General features: G+C 43.1%; 17 protein-coding genes. 15 read left to right on the top strand and 2 right to left on the bottom strand.

What is annotated here, in order from left to right; all coding sequences use genetic code 11:
- Window positions 1-41 precede the first annotated feature (41 nt).
- From cheB to NSQ66_RS20845, 6 genes are all read left to right on the top strand, one after another.
- Window positions 42-1,145 (top strand): chemotaxis-specific protein-glutamate methyltransferase CheB, encoded by a 1,104-nt coding sequence (gene cheB, locus NSQ66_RS20870; RefSeq protein ID WP_038572469.1) that lies wholly within the window; start codon window positions 42-44, stop codon window positions 1,143-1,145.
- Window positions 1,146-1,310: 165 nt separating this feature from the next.
- The gene (locus tag NSQ66_RS20865; RefSeq protein ID WP_076141331.1) at window positions 1,311-2,315 is read left to right on the top strand and encodes a helix-turn-helix domain-containing protein; all 1,005 of its coding nucleotides are present in this window, start codon (window positions 1,311-1,313) and stop codon (window positions 2,313-2,315) included.
- A gap of 199 nt (window positions 2,316-2,514) precedes the next feature.
- Window positions 2,515-3,930 carry an MFS transporter gene (locus NSQ66_RS20860; protein WP_076141330.1) on the top strand — a complete coding sequence of 472 codons (1,416 nt, stop codon included), beginning with the start codon at window positions 2,515-2,517 and terminating at the stop codon, window positions 3,928-3,930.
- 134 nt (window positions 3,931-4,064) lie between these two features.
- Window positions 4,065-4,832: an ABC transporter ATP-binding protein gene (locus NSQ66_RS20855; protein WP_076141329.1), complete on the top strand. Its 768-nt coding sequence runs from the start codon at window positions 4,065-4,067 to the stop codon at window positions 4,830-4,832.
- Window positions 4,822-6,798, top strand: a complete 1,977-nt coding sequence (locus NSQ66_RS20850) for an ABC transporter permease (RefSeq protein WP_076101518.1) — start codon at window positions 4,822-4,824, stop codon at window positions 6,796-6,798. The genes NSQ66_RS20855 and NSQ66_RS20850 overlap by 11 nt, the downstream gene beginning before the upstream one ends.
- Window positions 6,782-7,066, top strand: a complete 285-nt coding sequence (locus NSQ66_RS20845) for a hypothetical protein (RefSeq protein ID WP_339279377.1) — start codon at window positions 6,782-6,784, stop codon at window positions 7,064-7,066. The genes NSQ66_RS20850 and NSQ66_RS20845 overlap by 17 nt, the downstream gene beginning before the upstream one ends.
- Window positions 7,067-7,154: 88 nt before the next feature.
- On the opposite strand, the gene NSQ66_RS20840 is transcribed toward NSQ66_RS20845, so the two are convergent.
- Window positions 7,155-8,162: an ABC transporter substrate-binding protein gene (locus NSQ66_RS20840; RefSeq protein ID WP_036676075.1), complete on the bottom strand. Its 1,008-nt coding sequence runs from the start codon at window positions 8,160-8,162 to the stop codon at window positions 7,155-7,157.
- 213 nt (window positions 8,163-8,375) lie between these two features.
- On the opposite strand from NSQ66_RS20840, the gene NSQ66_RS20835 reads away from it, so the two are divergent.
- The 9 genes from NSQ66_RS20835 to NSQ66_RS20795 all read left to right on the top strand — a co-directional run bounded on the left by NSQ66_RS20835 (window position 8,376) and on the right by NSQ66_RS20795 (window position 20,247).
- A complete protein-coding gene (locus NSQ66_RS20835) occupies window positions 8,376-9,434 on the top strand; it encodes an iron ABC transporter permease (protein ID WP_036676077.1) in 1,059 nt (352 codons plus the stop codon).
- Complete coding sequence (locus tag NSQ66_RS20830; protein WP_036676084.1) at window positions 9,434-10,471, top strand: iron ABC transporter permease; 1,038 nt, start codon at window positions 9,434-9,436, stop codon at window positions 10,469-10,471. The genes NSQ66_RS20835 and NSQ66_RS20830 overlap by 1 nt, the downstream gene beginning before the upstream one ends.
- A gap of 42 nt (window positions 10,472-10,513) precedes the next feature.
- Complete coding sequence (locus NSQ66_RS20825) at window positions 10,514-12,229, top strand: ABC transporter ATP-binding protein (RefSeq protein WP_076101516.1); 1,716 nt, start codon at window positions 10,514-10,516, stop codon at window positions 12,227-12,229.
- 42 nt (window positions 12,230-12,271) lie between these two features.
- A complete protein-coding gene (locus NSQ66_RS20820) occupies window positions 12,272-13,312 on the top strand; it encodes an NAD(P)/FAD-dependent oxidoreductase (protein ID WP_036676089.1) in 1,041 nt (346 codons plus the stop codon).
- 144 nt (window positions 13,313-13,456) lie between these two features.
- The gene (locus tag NSQ66_RS20815) at window positions 13,457-15,082 is read left to right on the top strand and encodes a helix-turn-helix domain-containing protein (RefSeq protein ID WP_339279376.1); all 1,626 of its coding nucleotides are present in this window, start codon (window positions 13,457-13,459) and stop codon (window positions 15,080-15,082) included.
- Window positions 15,083-15,214: 132 nt separating this feature from the next.
- The gene (locus tag NSQ66_RS20810) at window positions 15,215-16,240 is read left to right on the top strand and encodes an iron-hydroxamate ABC transporter substrate-binding protein (protein ID WP_235219375.1); all 1,026 of its coding nucleotides are present in this window, start codon (window positions 15,215-15,217) and stop codon (window positions 16,238-16,240) included.
- Window positions 16,241-16,396: 156 nt separating this feature from the next.
- Window positions 16,397-17,911 carry a spore germination protein gene (locus NSQ66_RS20805; protein ID WP_094902289.1) on the top strand — a complete coding sequence of 505 codons (1,515 nt, stop codon included), beginning with the start codon at window positions 16,397-16,399 and terminating at the stop codon, window positions 17,909-17,911.
- Window positions 17,908-19,113: a Ger(x)C family spore germination protein gene (locus NSQ66_RS20800; protein ID WP_038572463.1), complete on the top strand. Its 1,206-nt coding sequence runs from the start codon at window positions 17,908-17,910 to the stop codon at window positions 19,111-19,113. Before NSQ66_RS20805 ends, NSQ66_RS20800 begins: the two co-directional genes overlap by 4 nt.
- Before the next feature lie 36 nt (window positions 19,114-19,149).
- The gene (locus NSQ66_RS20795; RefSeq protein ID WP_339279375.1) at window positions 19,150-20,247 is read left to right on the top strand and encodes a GerAB/ArcD/ProY family transporter; all 1,098 of its coding nucleotides are present in this window, start codon (window positions 19,150-19,152) and stop codon (window positions 20,245-20,247) included.
- Window positions 20,248-20,253: 6 nt separating this feature from the next.
- On the opposite strand, the gene NSQ66_RS20790 is transcribed toward NSQ66_RS20795, so the two are convergent.
- Window positions 20,254-20,484, bottom strand: coding sequence for a hypothetical protein (locus NSQ66_RS20790; RefSeq protein ID WP_036676096.1), 231 nt, complete (start codon window positions 20,482-20,484; stop codon window positions 20,254-20,256).
- Window positions 20,485-20,597: the final 113 nt, after the last annotated feature.

Raw genomic sequence — 20,597 nt, 5'->3', positions numbered from 1 at the left:
ACAGTGTCAGGGGTATTATCATTGATAGGAGAGGAGTAGTAGTGCAAAAAATAAAGGTGCTCGTTGTAGCTGCTTCAGTAACCATGCGTAAACAGATCTCGAACCTAATTTCGGAGGACTCAACCCTCGAGGTCATTGGAGTAGCTCGAAATGCATCCGAAGCGATCAGCATGGTTCAAAAACTCAGGCCCGATGTCGTGGCTATAGATATAGAAATGCCGGAATTGAACGGTTTGGTAGCACTCACAAGCATAATGTCACAGCGGCCAACACCTATACTTATCCTGAGCTCAGCTACAAAGGAAGGTATAACTGCAACCATTACTGCTCTACAAAATGGTGCAGTGGATTTCATCTCCAAGCCAGCTCAATCTTATGGACCTGGTCTATACAGCATAAAAGATGAGTTATTATTCAAAATTAAGAAAGCCGCTGAAATTCCTTTAAGAACTCTTATTCTTAACAATATAAACATCTCCAAAGTGAAAGCTCGACAAGAGAAACAAAAAAACGATAAGAGTGGATGTACAGAAGTCATTGAGCAGATCGTGGGAATTGGATGTGGAGTAGGAGGGCCGAAGGCATTAGAAATCTTAATTACCTCACTTCCAGCGAGCTTCCCGTATCCCCTGCTAATTGTGCAACATATGCCGCCTAAGTACACAAAAGCATTGGCGGAACGACTGAATCGGTTCTCAAGTGTACGGGTGGTGGAAGCCAAGGACAAGCAATCGGTGCTCGGGGGAACCGTCTATATCGCTCCAGGTAATTTTCATATGACCATCATTCAGGAGGGGCAAGATCTCAGAATAAAACTTATGAAAAAGCCTGCAGTGAATGGGCACTGTCCTTCGGTCGATGTCTTGTTTGGGTCTATATCTGCATTAACTGGTCTACAGCAGCATTTAATCCTAATGACCGGAATGGGAAATGATGGCGCTAAAGGGATGCTAGCTGCCAAACATGCTGGTGCCCAATCAACGCTTGTAGAATCGCAAGAAACTTCTATTGAAAGTGAAATGCCTGAAGCAGCGGCGAAGCTGGGTTGTGTGGATTACGAGCTGCCCTCGCATTTGTTAGCCTCGAAGATTATGGAGGTTACGGGGGAGCTGAGATACCGAAGGGACACATTTCCATCAGTTTGAACGGTCTTATTTTACTTCTGAAAAAGCGTTGGCAGGATAAAATCCGCCAATGCTTTTTTGTATTTCAGGTTGACACTTTCAAGTGATAACAATTATCATTTACGGAGCTAGAGTAGAGATTATGTAACTCATCGTATACAAGGAGCGAAGAAGGAGAGGTTTGCGATGACTTTAAATATATTGAATATGGAAATTCATGATCTTTTTGATCAATTTACAGAACGGATAGAGGGGCATGTTGAGCATAACCAATGGGAACAACGGCTTACTATCCCTTCACATATTGGCAAGGGAAGTGTCACCCGTACACGGATTCGTCCAGGTATGGAGATTATGTATACGGACATAACTTACGAACAGGATATGAAGCTCCACATTCAAGAAGCTTGTCCGTTGTTTGAACTAAGCTATAATCTAAGCGGAGAAATCTATTGCGAATGGAACGGCAAGGAAAGTTACACGGATAAACAAATGGGCAATGTCCTTTTTCTAGAGGATGTTCAGGTGTATGAAGAGAAAAAAGCAGGTGTCCCCAATCAATTGCTGGAAATACGGTTTGCTCCTAGTGAACTGCTGAATTACGCCGGAGATTTATCGGAGAAGCAGCAGATGGAAACCTGGCTTAGACATCATCGTGGCAATATTGATCGTTATCCAGATACTGCGGCAATCCGAAAATGTGTCTCCGAAATGATCCACTGTACCTATCATGGAACATTGAGACGTTTATATATGGAGAGCAAAGCCCTTGAATTTATTGCTTTGTTTGGTGAGTCTGATGGTTACGGTTCTATTAGCGATAGTATGACGCTGCGGCACGATGATATTACCAATCTGAAGCGGGTACATGAATTGGTGCAAATCCATTTCGAACAACCGTTATCTATACGTGAGTTGGCTAAGCGGGTAGGTATCAACGAATTCAAGCTAAAAAAAGGCTTCCGCGAATTATTTGGCATGACGATCTTCGAGCTAGTACGTATAAAAAGGATGGAGAAAGCGCTCTGGTATATGGAGGTTGAAGGTTTGAATATAGGGAAAACAGCTGTTTCGGTCGGATATAGCAATGTCAGCAATTTCACGACGACCTTTCGTAAGCATTATGGCTGCAATCCAAGCGAATACTTAAAACGTATCGAACAACAGAGTTTGGAACGAAACAGGCTGTAGGAAGATTTGTAAATGCAGAAAGCTTAAAGCTTCAAGTGTTAGAACATAGGGTTCGGAATCGAACGTTATATTCTGTCTGCTTGAGGTTTTTTTGTGTTTGCTCCCTTATCAAGGAGTGCACCTCCCTTAACAGGTAGAGAAAAAGACCACTCTAAATGATAATAATTACATAGATTGCAGATAAAAAGGTGGTTATACAATGGAACAACAACAAGTAGATTCGCGCCGGTGGTATGCGCTGGGGGTTATTTTACTGCCAACATTACTTATTTCATTAAATACTTATATGATTCAAGTTGCGCTTCCATCTATGCAATATAGCTTGAACGCAAGCTTTTCGGAAGCACAGCTTATCGTTACCGGATTTTCGCTAGGATTAGCTGTGGCGTTGATTATTAGTGGAAAGCTTGGAGATATATACGGCAGGAAACGGATGTTGCTGATCGGGGTGAGCGGGTTTACGGTCATGGCAGTATTGGGCGGAGTGACCTCAGATCCGGCTCTTCTGATTGTTATTCGGATTGTGCAGGGATTGGCTGCGGCGCTTATTCAACCTCAGGTTCTATCTACGCTGCAGGTCAGCTTTCTGCCAAAGGAAAAAGGGCTTGTTTTCGGCATTTACGGCGCCATGATTGGTTTTGGATTTGCATTCGGATTCATCCTCGGAGGCACTATTGTGAATTGGAATCCGTTCGATCTCGGTTGGCGGACGGTGTTTTTTTTCAATGTGCCATTTGGACTTCTCGTCCTGCTGTTAATGCCGATTGTACCTGAAACACGGGCTGAGCAGGCGCACAGTATTGATTGGACTGGAAGCTTCCTTCTGCTGATCGGTTTGTTCCTGCTGATCTATCCGTTGTCAGAGGGACAAAAACAAGGGTGGCCGTTGTGGATTTTTGGCTGTCTAATTTTAGCTCTTTTCGTGTTGTTTACTTTTATCTGGGTTGAAAATCGAAAGGGAAAGCAGGGGGCGTTACCGTTAGTCGATCTGTCTATTTTCAGAGATCGAACATTTAGCGCTGGTCTGGCAACCGTTCTTGTCCTTTATCTAAGTATGTTCTCTTTCTTTTTTATTTTGAGCTATTATATGCAATTTGGTTTGCACTATAGTGTTCAAGATACGAGTATGGTTTTCTTGCCTATAGGGATAGGCTTTTTTCTGACTTCCTTAATCTCGTCTCGAATGGTCAAAAGATGGGGGATGAGTGTTCTTAAGATAGGAGCGCTGATGATGGGTAGCTGTAGCCTGCTGCTTATGTTAGAGCTAAATGTGGACGTTACGCATCTGCTGGACCCTCGTAATATCCTAATATTATTGATATATGGTTTCGGTCTCGGAATGGCTACTACGCCCCTAGTTAACGTCACGCTTAGTTCAGTACCCACAAAGATCACGGGCACGGGTTCAGGCTTGATCACTACCTTTATGTATTTTGCGAATTCGTTAGGAGTGGCGTTAATCGGTATTTTATTCTCCGCTTCGCTAAAGCATTCTCTTTTGGAAGCAGATCTGGCGGATTATGTAAGGGCGTTTTCCTTCTCATTAGCAGCAATCGGAGGACTTGCTTTTACTGGTTTTCTTTGCCTTTGTTTTTTGCGGGAGCGGAAATTATAGAGGAGGTATCCTGCTTTTTTTGCGCTGTGAGCAATCTAACAAACGAACGCCCTTCTTAGCTTTATAGTAATACCGAGTGATTGAATTCCATTTAATGTAACTCAATCCAAACCTATCAATGAGAAGGTGCTAGGATGTCCATACTGCAAGTAGAGAATCTCTCAAAAGAATACAAAGGAAAAGGCAAAACGAATCGGTATCGAGCGCTGAACGGGATTAGTCTTAGTGTGGATAGCGGCGAGTTTGTGGCGATTATGGGACCCTCGGGGAGCGGAAAAACGACACTTTTAAATATACTAAGCGGAATCGACACGGAGTATAGTGGGGTTGTAAGAATTGCAGAGACTAGTATAAATGAGATGTCCAAGAACGAGCTTGCGCTTTTTCGCCGGCAGCGTATGGGATTCGTTTTTCAGGATTACAATCTGCTGGATAGTCTGACCCTACGGGAAAATATCATGGTGCCCATGGTGCTGGATGATCAAGAGGTAGAAGATATCAATGCCAAGACAGATGAGACGTTATCGCTATTTGATCTGGATGAGGTGAAGGACAAATATCCTTATATGGTTTCAGGGGGGCAACAGCAGCGTGCGGCGATCAGCAGGGCGATTATTAATCATCCAGATGTGATTTTTGCGGACGAGCCGACGGGGAATTTGGATTCCAAATCCTCGAGTACGGTGATGGCAACCTTCGCCAAGCTCAACACTCTAAAAGGAGCAACGATAGTGATGGTCACGCATGATCCTTTTGCGGCCAGCTATTGTAATCGCGTGCTTTTTATCAAAGATGGGAAGGCTCTACTAGAGATTGCTAGAGAGAATAAAGAGCGCAGAGCATTTTTTGATCTGATTCTGGAGAACCTGGCCTTTATTGGAGGGGGAGAAGATGACCTTTAGGAGAATGGCATTTCAGATATTTAAGGCGAATCTTAGAAGATATTTGTTGTTTTTCTTATGCAGCAGCTTTACAGTCATGATCTTTTTTACATTTTATTCGCTGTACAGTAATCCTGATTTTAATGACCCTTATCAAGTGAATGGGATGGTGTCAGGTAATTTATATGCTCCTTTTTTGGTGATAAGAGTGTTTGCTGTTCTGTTTATTGTATATGCGCAGATGGCCTTTTTGAAATTCAGAAAAAGCGACTTTGGGCTATTAATGGTACTTGGAATGACAAGCCACAATATCCGCAAAATCATTTTGTTCGAGAATAGCATGATCGCTTTAGCCTCGATTCTCACTGGTTTAGGTGCAGGGACGGTTTTCTCCGGTATTTTTTTCTTCATTGTTTCGCTGTTAGTTAATATTGGGGACAGTGCTTTTATACTGACGCTGGATAGTTATCTGTATACCATTAAATTCTTCGCGGTGATTTACATAGTTGTGATTGCAATCAATTTGCTATTCACTTTGAGATACAGCATTTTACGTCTTTTAAAAGAATCCAGAACCGCAGAACGCAACCTGATTCATGGGAAAATCACCGGAGTCATCGGAGTTTTACTGTTGGGAATCTCCGTTTATAATATGCTCACTCATTACAACCCTTCCGATGCTCGCATGATGTTAATAAATCTGGGAATTAGTATGTTGGGCGTTTATTTGCTGCTGTCAGGACTTGGGGACTGGATGAAACTTTTTATATCGCGATCAAGCAGAGCATATCACAAGCACCTGCTGTTTAGTTCCAATTTGATCTATACCCTTGGTCGCTCCAAAGTAGTGCTTTCTCTCATCACCTTTCTCGTCTTCATCACGATTTCTCTAAGCGGGATTATTTTTTATTTGACCTGGAATGCTGAGGAAATTCCGGTTGCAAACAATCCATATGATATTGCCTATTCAGAAGTATTCGGAAAAAATAGCATCTCACCAAAAATACTAAGTGAGATCACGGATCATGGCGCTACGCCGCTGCTTTCACACCAAAAGCTGGAGTATATCGACTTGTTTAATTTTAAAATATTTCTGGACCAGAATATAAACGCATTAATCGGCTCTGATTATCATGTGGAGAAAGATCACTTTCTAAATCTGGCCACAGTTGCACAAGGAGAAGAGTGGAAGAATCAAAGACCGGAAATGCCCACCTTTGACCTGACGCTTGCTTCCGGGAAGCATACGCTGTATTCACAAGGTATCCTATTTAACATGGTATTTAACCCTGTGCCGAATTTAATGAATGGTCTTCATATCATTGTAAACGAAGAGGATTATATGGCGCTGAAAGCGGAAAATAAAAAAGCGATCGGTATCCTTCAGCTCCTGAATTTTAAGGATTGGAAAAAAACTGCGGATATAGATGCTAAGTTAAATGCCGCTTTAGCCAAATATAACAAAGACAATACAGAGTCCTGGTATGGCAATGAGCGGCAAGAGGCCCTCGTATTCTCTACGAAGTCTAGAATAAGTGACTATCTACAGTTACAGGAGTCTGGCCGATTTGGAATCTTCGTAATTTCATTTGTTGGTTTAATATTTTTCGGCGCCTCCGGGATAGTGCTGCATTTCAGTATTCAGACCGATTTAGAGCGTGAGCGGATCAAATTCAGGAAGCTGAACAAGATTGGAATTACTACTAAGGACGTGGCTCGTATTATAGGCGGCCCTTTAAAAGTGCTGTTTTTTCTCCCTTATGCATTAGGTATTGCATTGTCTTCTTTTTATGTTGTTGGTTCTTCCAGGGTTGAAATGTCTACAGCTCTGGAGCCGATGTGGTTTTGTTTGTTAGTAGGCGGAGCGTATCTTTTATTTCAAGTCCTCTTTTATCGTATATACACTAAAATATACACTCACAATATGCTGGTACATATTAAGCTACTCGATATTCCCTTAATAGAACAAAATGAGATTTCAATTTAATCCCAAATATGATAATATTGGTGCACAAAACGTGGGGGGATTCCATTTGAAAAAGATTTTTTCCAGAATTGCAGTCGCATTAATGATCTTGACCCTTGTTGCGATAGTCACTTGCTTTTATATTGGTGAATTCACCTATGCGTATGGATTAATTTTGGTGCTGTTTTTCGTATTTGCGGGGATGGGGCAGCTCTATAAGCTTAAAAATGATGAGTATATGTACAAAAAATTAAATAACACCGATGAGTATAATGAATATACTAGATGATATAAATTTAACAGAAGCTTATTATGTATAGCCAAACACCCCACTTTAGACAGTGCCTAAAGTAGGGTGTTTTTGTATGTGCCTATGTTTATTTCTTACCGTTGCGTTCAAGAATCATATCTACGAACAGATCAATCTGTGCGGTAATCGCAATCGGATCATAGCGGTAGTAGGTATCAAAATCATTGTAGAATAGATGATCGTTCTTCGCAGCATCAAGTCCGTTCCAAACTGGAGATTCCTTCAGTTCTTTCAGCTTATCTCCTTTTTTGTCAGGATCATAAGTGGTGAGGAACATGTAGTCAGCTGCATATTCTGGCAATAGCTCCATGGACAGCTGCAACGTTTGGTTGTCATTGCTGTTCTTAGTAGGCATTTTTAGCTTAAGTGCGTTATAAAGGGCTTGTCCACCCCGGCCAGCATTATTTCCGAAGGTCCATAGCTCACCTTTATCAGTCAGCTCATAGATTCCAAAAGTATCATTTTCATTTACGACACCTTTAAGCTTCTCGCGGCCTTCAGCAGCCTTTTTCTCAAAGTCAGCAATAAATTGTTCAGCTTTGTCAGGCACACCTACAATGTCACCGAACAGTTTAACAGTTTCATAGATATTTGTAGCAGTTCCGTATGGAATATGAATGGTTGGAGCAATTTTGGATAAAGCATCGTAGTTATCATCATACATAACGACGATTAGATCAGGTGTAAGTTCCAGAGCTTTCTCGGCGTTAACTGGAGCACCGACATCTTGTGTGTTTGTGAGCAGGTCTTTCAAGAAGGGATTATCAAAGGTACTAGGTTCGACACCTACAACATTTGCTCCTACGGAGAGCAACTCCCCACCATAATAATCTGTAATAATCCGCTGTGGTTTTACAGGTATTTGCACAGTACCTTTAGTGGTTTCATAGCTACGCATTTCAGCAGCTGAAGCCTCAGGAGCAGTCGTTGGCTCTGTGCTCGGTGCTGTAGTTGCTTCTGTTGTTTCTGTTGGTTTATTAGATGAAGCATTGTTTGTTCCCCCGCAAGCTGTCACAAATACAGACAATAACATTATGAGTGCCAGGATGGGGAAGAGGGTCTTTCTTTTTAGCATGATAAACCTCCCTATATATGTGTACCAACAAATAATAATGAGAATCATTATCATTATTATTTTCAATTTGAACTTTATCAAATCCTAGAATTCCTGTCAATGCAATAAAATAAATGCCTCCTATTAAATCTATCTATTGCCAAACCTAGGAAGGCTCATTTACAATAGCATAGTGATAATGAGAATCAATTTCATAGAAATAGGGTGGCATTCATGAATCAACAGATATCTTCCAAGATTAGACCTAATAAAGGGTCAGCCATACAAGAGTTCCGTTCACGTCCTTGGGCTGCCACGTTAATCTTGGTTGGCGGTCTGGTACTATTAGCACTAGGTATCGCTGTTTCAGTCTCCTTTGGAGCGGCTGATATTAAACTTTCTGTGGTGTGGGCAGCTGTGTTTCACTTTGATCCGGAGATCATGGATCATCAGATTATTAGAGAATTACGATTACCCCGTGTACTTGGCGGGGCAATGATAGGGGCCAGCTTTGCAGTTGCGGGTGCCATTATGCAGGGAATGACCCGAAATCCACTCGCAGATTCAGGTTTGATGGGCATCAACTCAGGCGCAGGATTTGCGCTGGCGCTTTGTTTTGCATTTTTCCCGAATCTATCGTTTATGTATTTAATCCTATATTCCTTCATTGGTGCCGGAGTAGGGGCTGGGGTTGTGTATGGGGTCGGATCATTGGCCAAGGGAGGGCTGACTCCTGCTCGTCTGGTGCTGGCAGGTGCTGCTTTTAGTGCACTGCTGTCAGCGCTGAGTGAAGGGGTAGCTTTATATTTTCACATTGGGCAAGATTTGGCTTTCTGGTATGCGGGAGGCGTGGCTGGGACGAAATGGATTCAGCTTAAAGTCATGTTCCCTTGGATAGGAGCAGCGTTAATTGGGGCTATGGTAATATCCCGATCGATTACAATGCTCAGCCTAGGTGACGATGTTGCTAAAGGGCTAGGCCAGCGCACAGGGCTTGTTAAGCTGGCAGGGACTTTAATCGTATTGATTCTGGCTGGATCATCAGTTGCAGTAGTAGGAGCCGTTGGGTTCATTGGACTAATTATTCCCCATTTGACCCGTTTTTTTGTAGGTGTGGATTACAGATGGATCATTCCATGTTCAGCTATTCTTGGCAGTCTGCTTGCAGTATTTGCAGATTTAACAGCACGGATGATTAATCCCCCTAATGAAACGCCGCTTGGAGCAATTATTGCACTGATCGGTGTACCTTTCTTCCTTTATCTTGCACGTAAAGAAAGGAGGGAACTGTAATGATAGAGAAAACTTCATTCGATTCCTTCCAAGCCGCCAAAAATAAACGTGGCTTAGTTATAATGATTATTTTAGCTGTACTGATTGTTATTGCTTTTATTATTAGTATGAATACAGGATACATACGTTTGACACCTATGGAGCTGCTTAATACGTTATTCGGTAAAGGGACGGATAAGCAAGAGTTGATCTTGTTTCAATTTCGGCTACCGCGTATTGTGATCTCCGTTCTGATAGGCGCAGGTTTGGCTGTATCCGGAGCTGTGATGCAGGGCGTCTTTCGTAATGCTTTGGCCGACCCCGGCATCTTAGGGATTAACGCTGGTGCAGGAATTATGGTTATGCTGTTAATATCTTTTTATCCGACGGCAACCGCGGCTCCGGTGTATCTGCTGCCTATGGTGGCGTTTGTTGGTGCGGGAATTACTGCTGCCTTGATCTATGTCTTAGCTTATAAACGGCATGAAGGAATAAAACCCATGCGACTGTTGCTGACCGGTGTAGCGGTTGCAGCTGGAATGAGTGCAGCGATGATCGTGCTGACTCTTCGGCTGGATCCGGAGAAGTATCAGTTTGTGGCTACTTGGCTTGCGGGAAGTATTTGGGGCACAAGCTGGAAGTTTGTACTTTCTTTACTACCGTGGATCGTAATTCTCGTGCCGTATGTCATCTATAAAGCAAGGGTAATGAACGTCCTTAATTTGGGTGAACAGACAGCTGTAGGACTTGGGGCTGCTGTAACGAAAGAACAATTCCGGCTTCTTGCGGCTGCGGTTGGTCTAGCTGCGGCAAGTGTTGCTGTGAGTGGTGGGATTGGCTTTGTCGGCCTTGTCGGCCCCCATTTGGCGAGACGACTAGTTGGACCCAAACATCAGCTCATGCTGCCAACCTCAGCGCTGCTCGGCTCACTGCTAGTCATTATAGCGGATACCATTGGGCGCTGGATCTTACAGCCATCTGAGATCCCCACTGGAATTGTTGTTGCTGTAATTGGAGCGCCATACTTTTTGTATTTGCTAGCCCGTACTAAATCTTGATGAAAGAGGATGGTCAATCACCGGAAGGAGCGAATTTTTACAATGTTGCGTCGTTTTTTTGCTTACTATAGACCCTATAAGGGATTGTTTATTCTTGATTTCTCCTGTGCTATTGCTGCTGCACTGCTGGAACTAGTCTTCCCACTGGCGGTTAACCGGGTAGTGGATGATATGCTGCCAAGTGGGAATTGGAAATGGATTCTCTATTCTTGCCTCGGTTTGCTGGGGATATATATCGTCAGCGCCTTTATGCATTTTGTCGTTACTTATTGGGGGCATAAGCTGGGGATCAATATCGAGTCGGATATGAGAAAAAAGCTATTTGATCGTGTGCAGAAGCTCTCTTTCAACTTCTTCGATAATAACAAAACAGGCCATTTGGTCTCGCGGATGACAAATGATCTGATGGACATCGGTGAGATTGCCCACCATGGTCCTGAAGATTTATTCATAGCAGTGATGACGCTGCTTGGTGTATTCGGTATCATGCTTAGCATCAATTGGAAATTAGCTATTCTAACCTTTGTAATTGTCCCGCTGATGATTTATTTATCCATGTACTTCAGTCGCAAAATGTCCAAAGCGTTCCACATCATGTTCGCGGACATTGCTGACTATAACGCACGCGTAGAAAACAATGTAAGTGGGATCCGTGTTGTGCAAGCTTTTGCTAATGAGAATCATGAAATTTCCCGTTTTGCAGTTAATAACGAACGCTTCCGTATTACGAAGCTTATGACCTATCGAATTATGGCTTGGAATTCATCCTTTAGCTTTGTGCTCATGAAGCTGGTCTCGTTATTCGTTCTTGTGTGCGGAACCTATTTTGTAATCCAGAAGCAAATGACTTACGGTGAATTTATTGCTTTTGTGATGTTGTCTAATGTCTTCTTAGGACCTTTGCAACAGATTAACTCGGTCATTGAGACCTATCCTAAAGGGATCGCTGGTTTCAAACGTTATCTTGAACTGCTGGAGACGGAGCCAGATGTTGATGACGCAAAAGACGCTAAGCCAGTGTCTCATCTGTCAGGGAATATAACCTTCCAGGATGTAGCTTTTGCTTATAGTGATAAAGAAAAGGTGCTAACCAATGTGAACTTATCGATTTCGGCAGGAGAGACGGTTGCACTTGTGGGTCCATCCGGTGCTGGTAAGACAACACTTTGCAGCTTGCTGCCACGCTTTTACGATGTAAGCGAAGGCAACATCTCTATTGATGGAATAGATATTCGCTCCATGACGTTAGAATCACTTCGTTCCCATATCGGGATTGTACAACAAGATGTATTCCTGTTTGACGGAACCATCCGTGAGAACATTGTTTACGGCAGATTGGGAGCTTCCGATGAAGAAATCTGGGAGGCTGCGGGACGCGCTCAGCTGGAAGAACTGATCAAATCTCAGCCTGCTGGGCTGGATACAATGATCGGTGAGAGAGGCGTCAAGCTTTCTGGCGGCCAGAAGCAGAGGTTGTCCATCGCCCGGATGTTCTTGAAGAATCCGACGATTCTCATTTTGGACGAAGCAACCTCTGCATTGGATACTGAAACGGAGTCCGCTATACAAGAGGCCCTCGCCGAGTTGTCTGAAGGACGCACAACACTTGTTATTGCTCATCGCCTTGCAACGATCAGAAATGCGGACCGTATTGTTGTCGTTGCGGAAGGCGGCATCGCAGAACAAGGTAAGCATGAGGAACTGCTGCAGACTGCCGGAATATACAGCCGATTGCATGAAGCGCAGTTTGGAGCTTAAGTAGCTGAAGGGATCACTAGAATATAATTTTGGAGGGACACGATGAATAAACAACTGGAATTATACGATGTAACCATTATTGGTGGCGGACCTGCTGGGATGTATACAGCTTTTTATAGTGGAATGAGAGACTTGAAGACAAAGTTAATTGAAGCGAAGGATGAGCTCGGAGGAAGAATGCTTATTTATCCCGAAAAAATGATCTGGGATGTAGGAGGCGTAACCCCAACTCTTTGCCATCAACTGATCGGTCAGCTCAAGGAGCAGGCTCAAACCTTCGATCCGACTATTGTGCTGGGTCAGCAAATTATGAATCAAGAGAGACAAGAAGATGGGACGTACATCTTGACCTCTTCTACTGGGGAACAACATTGGACCCGCACAGTCATTTTGGCAATTGGTTACGGAATTCTACAGATGGCAAAGCTTGAAATTGAAGGTGCAGATCGTTATGAGGTGACGAATCTTCATTATACCGTTCAAGAGCTGGAGCCGTTCCGCGGTAAAAGAGTGCTAATCTCCGGTGGAGGCAACTCCGCAGTAGATTGGGCGAATGAATTGGAGCCCATCGCTGCAAGTGTGACGATTGCGCATCGCCGCGAACAGTTTGGCGGACATGAGAAAAACATTGTGCGGATGAAGGAATCCTCAGTCAATGTCCGTGCGCCATATGCAGTAAGCCAATTACACAGCAGTAATGGTGAAACGATAGATCAGGTTACGATCAGCCATATAGAGACAGGTGAAACAGAGCAGTTTGAAGTGGATGCTGTCATTGTGAATCATGGTCTGAAGAGCGATTTTGGTCCGTTAAAAGAATGGGGCCTTGATATGGGCGAGTGGTGTGCGAATGTAACTGATAAGCTGGAGACCAATCTTCCGGGTATATTCGCAGCAGGTGACTTTGTGGATTATGCGAGCAAGGTTCGTTTGATCGCAGGCGCTTTCACTGATGCGGCTCTGGCGCTTAATAGCGCAAAGCTGTACATTGACCCGACCGCGGCCAAAGTCGCTTACGTATCTTCTCACAATGAACGGTTCAAAGAGAAGAATAAAGCGCTTGGAGTCGTTGACGACCACTAAGGATAGAGGCTTCTCAAACCATAAAATCTGAAGTTTTATATAAAGCGTATAGGAGATCTTATCCATTTCGAGCGGAGAGAACCCTTATACGCTTGCTTTCTATTTTATGGGTTATTAAGTCTAGCAGTCTGGAAGGGAGCAGGAATGAAGCTATCAAATAATAACCCGGTTCATAGAATTTATCTGTTAAAAGAGGCAGGGAAACGCCAATGCGGCGGCGGTCACATCAATAAACCCCAGATTGCCCAGTCCCCACTCTTCCTGACACCAATAGAAGCTATCGTTCAAATAACCATAGAAGGAGAGACAGTAGCTCTTAAAAATGGTGAAATTCTTTTTCTAAGCACAGGTGTGACTTATCAAATTGATGCTCCATTAGAGACTGTTATCTCTGTTCTAGCAATCTCCTATGAGGTATATGGGCTAAGTAATAGCACGGAGCAAGAATTGGTCTATGGACTTTGCCGTGAAATTTTTCCGGTCAATGGGATTTTACCTATACGTACGACGAATAAAATAACTCGCTTATTCAGCGAATTAGAAGACGTTGCTGCCAATAATTTAGAAGTACAGGCAGATAGAATTCAATCCTTGCTGCATCAGCTACATCAACTGCTCGTAGAGGCTGACGCTGAAGCAGACATTACGGATAGTTCATATTTCAGAATGCTCGCTTATATCCACCAGAATTTCCAAAAGGAGATTACGCGGGAGATGATGTCTCGAATGATGGGCTTCAATCCTCGTTATTTCTCAGTATGGTTCCGCAAGCAGACGGGTTGGAGCTTCACCGAATATGTAACTCATTTAAGAGTAAATAAAGCGAAAAAACACTTGATGTCCAGCAAAGCAACAATACAGGAAATTTCGCAAAAAGTTGGCTATACAGATGGACTATATCTGAGCCGCAAATTCAAGCAAGTCACCGGGATGACCCCAACAGAATTCCGTTTACGTCCCAAACCGAAGCGGATAGTAGCGTTACAATTTTTAGGGGATTTACTTGCGCTGGGAGTGAAGCCTGTCGCGGTTGAAGAAGATGTGATGAACTACTCATTGCTTTTGCTGCCGGAACTGGCGGGTGTGCGATCATTTGAGTTGCAGGGATGTCCGGCGGAAGCGGACTGGTCTGGGCTAGAAGCCGATCTAGTTATTGCACCGACCTATCTGAGCCCTCGTCAGCTTAAATGCATGGAAAAGTTGGGTCCACTAGTTACTGTGGAGTGTGATAAAATGGACCGCCTGGAACAGATTCGTTTATTCGGCAGACTGCTGGGAGAAGAGGAGCGGGCAGAGGCATGGATAAGGCACTATCATTTGAAAATAGATTTGGCCAAGCAGCGTTTGTCCTCATTAATTGAATCTGGTGAAACGGTAGCGGTGTATGAGATTAGGCAAGATAACAGTATTTATATCTGGAATTATACAGCCCGAGGGGTGTACAATCTGTATCCAATGCTGGGGGTAACTCCACCGGACAAGGTAAGGTCAGATGTTCTGGAGCAGAATGATCATTTATGCATCTCACTGTCGGAATTGCCAATATACGCGGCTGACCATATGTTTGTGGTTGTATCAGGACAAGAGGACTGGATGTCGAGAACACGTAAACGCATTAGTAAAAGCGCGGTTTGGCGCAATCTTCCAGCATTCAGGAATGAATGCATATATTACCTGAAGCTTGAGGAATTTTGGGGCAGCGAAGGGCTTGCGCTCGAACGCCAGCTGGAAATACAGACAGATTTGTTAACCGGCCATAAATTAAGCTGACAATCGTCCATAGCTAAATTGATGTATTAGCGTGTATATATGTTTTCCCGCGGAGACGGTATATTAAACAAAGATCTTAATGATATTGATTATCAATATCATAATAATATAAAGTCTCAAGGGGGATTTACATTGTACAGAATTATATCGTTAGGAAAAATAAGCATGATAGCTGTTATGCTTACGCTGGTGCTGCTGTTGAGCGCATGCGGACAAGCTGCTAATCAGGGGAATGCTCCAGCTAGCACGTCGGCTGAAGTGGCTAAAAGCACTAATGATTCTGTAGTTGCCAGCACGGAGCCGGCTGCTGATGCAGAGTATTGGACGTACGAAAGCGACAAAGGCCCGGTGCAGATCCCACGCAATCCACAAAGAGTTGTGATTCCGGTACAAGACTTTATTGGTGATCTTCTGACGCTTGGCGTGACGCCCATTGCCGTTGCCGGGAATGACATCTTGAACCATCCATATTTCAAAGAGGCGCTGACAGGTGTAGAAGTAGTAGGCGATGACATGACGGTGTCCCTGGAGAAAATAACGAGCCTCGAACCGGACTTGATTATCACTTATCAGGAAGATACCTATGAGCAGATCTCTAAGATTGCTCCGACTGTCTTTATTCCTTGGGGCAAATACGACTATAAGGAACGATTGATCGAGATCGGGAAAATCTTGAACAAGGAGCAGCAGGCTGTAAAGTGGGTGGCGGATTTCAATCAGAAGCTGGAAGCGAAAAAAGCGGAATTGGCTGATCTGATCGCAGCTGACAAAAAGGTGGCGATCTTTGAAATTGCCGGTAAAGAGCTGTATTTATACGGTTCGTCATATGGGCGCGGTGGAGAGATTATATATAACGGATTGGGGCTGCATGCACCTGATCTTGTCCAAGAGGCAGCCTTTAAAGAAGGCTGGGCTTCCCTCTCACTTGAAGCGTTGCCCGAGTACTTAGGTGAAGCTGATTATATCTTCCAAGGCTTCAGCCGTGGTGTGGAGCAGGATAAGCTGGACATTCTGGACAGTGTCTTCTGGCAGAACCTACCTGCTGTCAAGTCGGGTCATGTATTCACCTACGATCTAAAAACTTATTATCTATCCGATGCTTATGCGCTGGACAAGCAGCTGGATGAGATAGTTACGTTGCTGAAGTCTCTTCAATAAGTTAATTTCAAAAGAGTAAAAGGGGATGTTCGCTGAGCTATAGTAGCTCAAGGACATCCCTTTTGCGTATTTATATTCCAAGTTAAGGGAGGTTATAGATTCCATTTGTTGCATAAAAAAGCGGTGTAGAACAAATAGTATGAGCAGGAGGTGTTAATGATGGACCCCTTTAACTCTACTATTTTGGACGATAATCTTAAAGAGCTTCAAGAAAGGCTTGGCCATAGCCCTGATATTGTTATTCGTAGAATTAAATCCACTACCACACAGGTTGAGGTAGCTGCTGTATATATTGAGGGATTAATAGAAAAATTAATGGTCAACGAGTTTGTGGAGCATGCGATGTCGTTCGATAAGCTAAGTGAAGAAAACCCGGTGGTAACATCCGCTGAAGATATCTTTTTGTATATGAAAGAAGTGGCGAGAGGGATCGGAGAAGAACAGACACTTGAAGATTGGGATGTGCTTTTTGAGGCTTTATTCTCTGGGGATACCATTCTTTGGGTCAACGGGATAAGGGCAGCTATCAGAGGGAATACAAGCGGCGGTGAGGTTAGAGCGGTATCGGACGCTACAACTCAAGTAGCCATTCGTGGCTCCAAGGAAGGCTTCACAGAATCTATTGGGACGAATATCTCTCTGGTGCGCAGGAAAATAAAAAGCCCTAATCTCTGGGTGGAGTCGATGAAGATAGGTGACGTCACGCAAACGAATGTATCTATTATGTATATTCATGGAATCGTCAATGATAATACCTTAAAGGAGCTCAGAACTAAGCTGCAAAGCATTGATATAGACGGGATTCTGGAATCTGGATACATTGAGCAATTTTTAGAAGATACTCCCTTTTCTCCATTCCCAACATTATATAATACGGAACGTCCTGACAGTGTTGCAGGAAATCTTTTAGAAGGTCGAGTTGCTATATTTGTGGACGGGACCCCGTTTGTGCTGATTGCACCTACAACCTTTTTTATGTTTTTACATGCCGTAGAAGATTATTACCAGCGTTATGATATCACGACTTTGATCCGATTATTGAGATTTATTTGCCTTGTTATTTCGTTATTTGGCCCAGCGTTATTTATTGCAATTCTAAACTTTCATCAAGAAATGATCCCAACGGCCTTACTTATTAATTTTGCTTCACAAAGGGAGGGGGTTCCATTTCCGGCTTTTATTGAGGCTATGCTGATGGAATTTACCTTTGAGATTATACGTGAAGCAGGAATTCGTATGCCATCCCCTATAGGCCAAACTGTGTCGATCATTGGGGGCTTAGTGTTAGGACAGGCAGCCGTACAAGCCGGTATTGTCTCTCCTGCAATGGTTATTGTAGTTTCACTTACAGGAATATCCAGCTTTGCTACTCCCGCTTTTAATATGGCTCTTTCCATACGTATCTTGCGTTTCATCATTATGTTTATCGCAGCCTTTATGGGGCTTTATGGAATAACGATCTTTACTTTTATTTTGGTTGCTCATATGTGTAGCTTGAAATCGTTGGGTTTTCCGTATATGTCTCCATTTGGTCCTTTTATCGCTGAGAATCAGAAGGACTCGATCTTGCGTGTGCCCTTGAAATATATGAAAACTCGGCCGCGTCTTGTTAGCCAAAAAAATAATACTCGACTTAAGGTGAATGATGGGAAGCCGGGGAGTGGCAAATGAAGGTCGGATGGATGATGCGTTCATTTATTTGTATATGCTGCTTAATGTTGCTGACAAGCTGCTGGAACAGTCGGGAATTAAACAATTTAGGCATTGTGACTGGTATAGGTGTGGATAAGGTGCCGAATAAAGAGGAATATCATGTTACTTTTCAGATTGTGAATCCATCCTCAACAGCCACAAGTGCAGGAGCTAGCACCGGACAACCCACGGTCACTATTTATTCTTCTACGGACCGTACGATCTTTGGCGCTTTTCGCAAGACTTCAAAAAAGGCGGCAAGACAGATGTTTTTTGCACACACGCAGCTATTAGTTTTAGGCGAATCTACAGTGAAGAGCGGTATTGATGGGATTTTTGACATCTTTGAAAGGTCCCATGAGCTGCGGCTCAACACGAATGTTATTGTAGCCAGAGATACGGAAGCATCCTCTATTCTGAAACTATTGCTTCCCGTAGAAAGCCTGCCTGCAATTGGGATTATTAAAAAGAGTAAAAATACCGCTAGAATATATGGAGAAAGCCGGGATATCAATGTTTTTGAGCTAATTAATGGTCTCAGTGGAGAAGGGTCAGTGGTGATATCCGGAGCCAGAATTCTTGGAGACGCTGAAGAAGGAACTAAAAAATCCGGGATGGAGCAAACTAAAGTAAAAGCACTTGTCACAATGAGCGGGCTTAGCGTATTGAAAAAAGGGGTTTTTCAGGGGTGGCTGGATGGCCCTCTTGCTCGGGGGGCACTATGGGTACAGAACGAGATTAATGAAACCAGTATTAATGTAGATTCAAATGAGGTTAAAGATTCGATAGCCGTTAACATTAATTATTCAAAAACAAAAATTAAGATTGAACTCCGCAATAAAGTACCCGTCATTCATGTAAATGTTGTGGAAGAGGGGACGCTTAGTGAGGCACAGAGTTATATTGAGCTAAGTGATAGAGAGGTAATCGTTCAGTTGGAACAACAAGTGGCTCTTAAAACTAAACAGGAAATAACCCAAGCCTTACAGGCTGCTCAAACTATGAAATGCGATATTTTCAATTTCGGGAATGAACTGAAGCGCACAAATCCAAAAGCATGGGAGACTGTTAAGGACGATTGGGAGTCAGTGTTCGCGGAAGCGGAAGTGGATGTTTCTGTAGAGGCCTATATTCGCAGTGTTGGAATGAGATTAGAGCCGAAATTGTTAAAGGAAAAATGAAAGTGTTCAGTGAGAAAGGTGGGAGAAGGCCACTTTATGAAAAAAGAAACCATCAGCGCGAGTCAATTATTTGCTTTGATTTTTTTGTTTGAATTGGGAACGGCCCTTGTGGTACCGATTGGACTTGAAAGTGGCCATGCTGTCTGGATTGCTATTCTGTTAGCTTTGCCCGGTGGACTTCTTTTGTATTTGATTTATGTTTATTTATACCGGCAATATCCGGGCATGATTATTAGCGGGTATACAAGAAAGATACTGGGCAATGTATTAGGCTGGCCGTTAAGCTTAACATACATTCCAATCCTTCTCTTCAATGGCTCTCGAAATCTGCATGAATCAGGTGAGTTGTTAATAGCTGCTTCTTACGACAGAACACCCGTGTTCATCATTTATGCAATGATGGTTGTTGCGGTAATTTACATCTTAAATAAGGGGATTGAGGTGTTTGCGCGGGCGGCTGAGATTTATATGCTGATTATAATATTATTGGGCTTGACCAGTTGCTTTTTGGTTATTGCCGCCGGACTAGTAAAACTAGATAACTTGTTTCCGTTACAGGCCTCGGATTGGAAGAATGCATTGAAATCAGCCTATCTAAATATATGGCTATTTCCGTTCGGGGAGATGGTATGTTTCACTACGATTTTACCTCATATCAAAAAAACCAAGGTAGCAAAAAGAACCGGAATCATCGCAATTACTTTATGCGGATTATTACTCAGTTTTACCCATGCCATCGAAATATCCGTTCTAGGAACAGAAATCTACAGTAGATCCAATTTTCCGATGTTCACTACGATAACGTTAGTAAACCTGGCCAATTTCATTCAACGTTTGGACGCGCTTGTGCTCTTAACCTTAATCATTGGAGTCTTTTTTAAAATGTCAGTATATTGCTACGCTGCAATGGTAGTCACCGCGGATCTATTCAAGGTGCAAGACAGCAGAAAGCTCGCCGTTCCCGTTGGTATTGTTGTTTTGTTCGGGGCTTTTATTAGTTCAGCGAATTATCCGATACATATGGACGAAGGAAGGATATTTCTGAAATATATTTTGCCGTATTTCTGTGCCGCTGTACCTATTCTCTTGTGCATCGTTCATTACATCCGCAGAAAATTAGGGAGTTTAGGTTAGTATATTTTATTTGATGGATTTATTGCTTCTATTTCGGATAGAGGATGTAATTGTAATAACAAAAGGTAAGGAGATAAAAACGAGCATAGTTATTGATTCCTGTATGCTTGTAGCTGCAAAGGAGTCATAGATCGTCCGCATTGAAGCGGTGAGGTTTTCTCCTGATAAAAGGTCGATGATTACTGCCATCAGCAACCCCATAAAAGCAAGCATGAAATATAGTAATAGTAATTTCATATTGATCAACTCCATTTGCTAGATTAACCTTAGGCTAAATGTATTATTACCTCTTGAGTGTGTTTGTAGTCAAAAGAAAATAACAAATCCCCTATTGCTCCAACGTTGTTGGA

This window comes from Paenibacillus sp. FSL H3-0329 (assembly GCF_037963285.1).
In the GTDB taxonomy this organism is placed as follows: Bacteria; Bacillota; Bacilli; order Paenibacillales; family Paenibacillaceae; genus Paenibacillus_AQ; species Paenibacillus_AQ odorifer.
The sequence above is the reverse complement of the archived record's forward strand: the minus strand, read 5'-3'. Positions and strand labels throughout refer to the sequence as shown.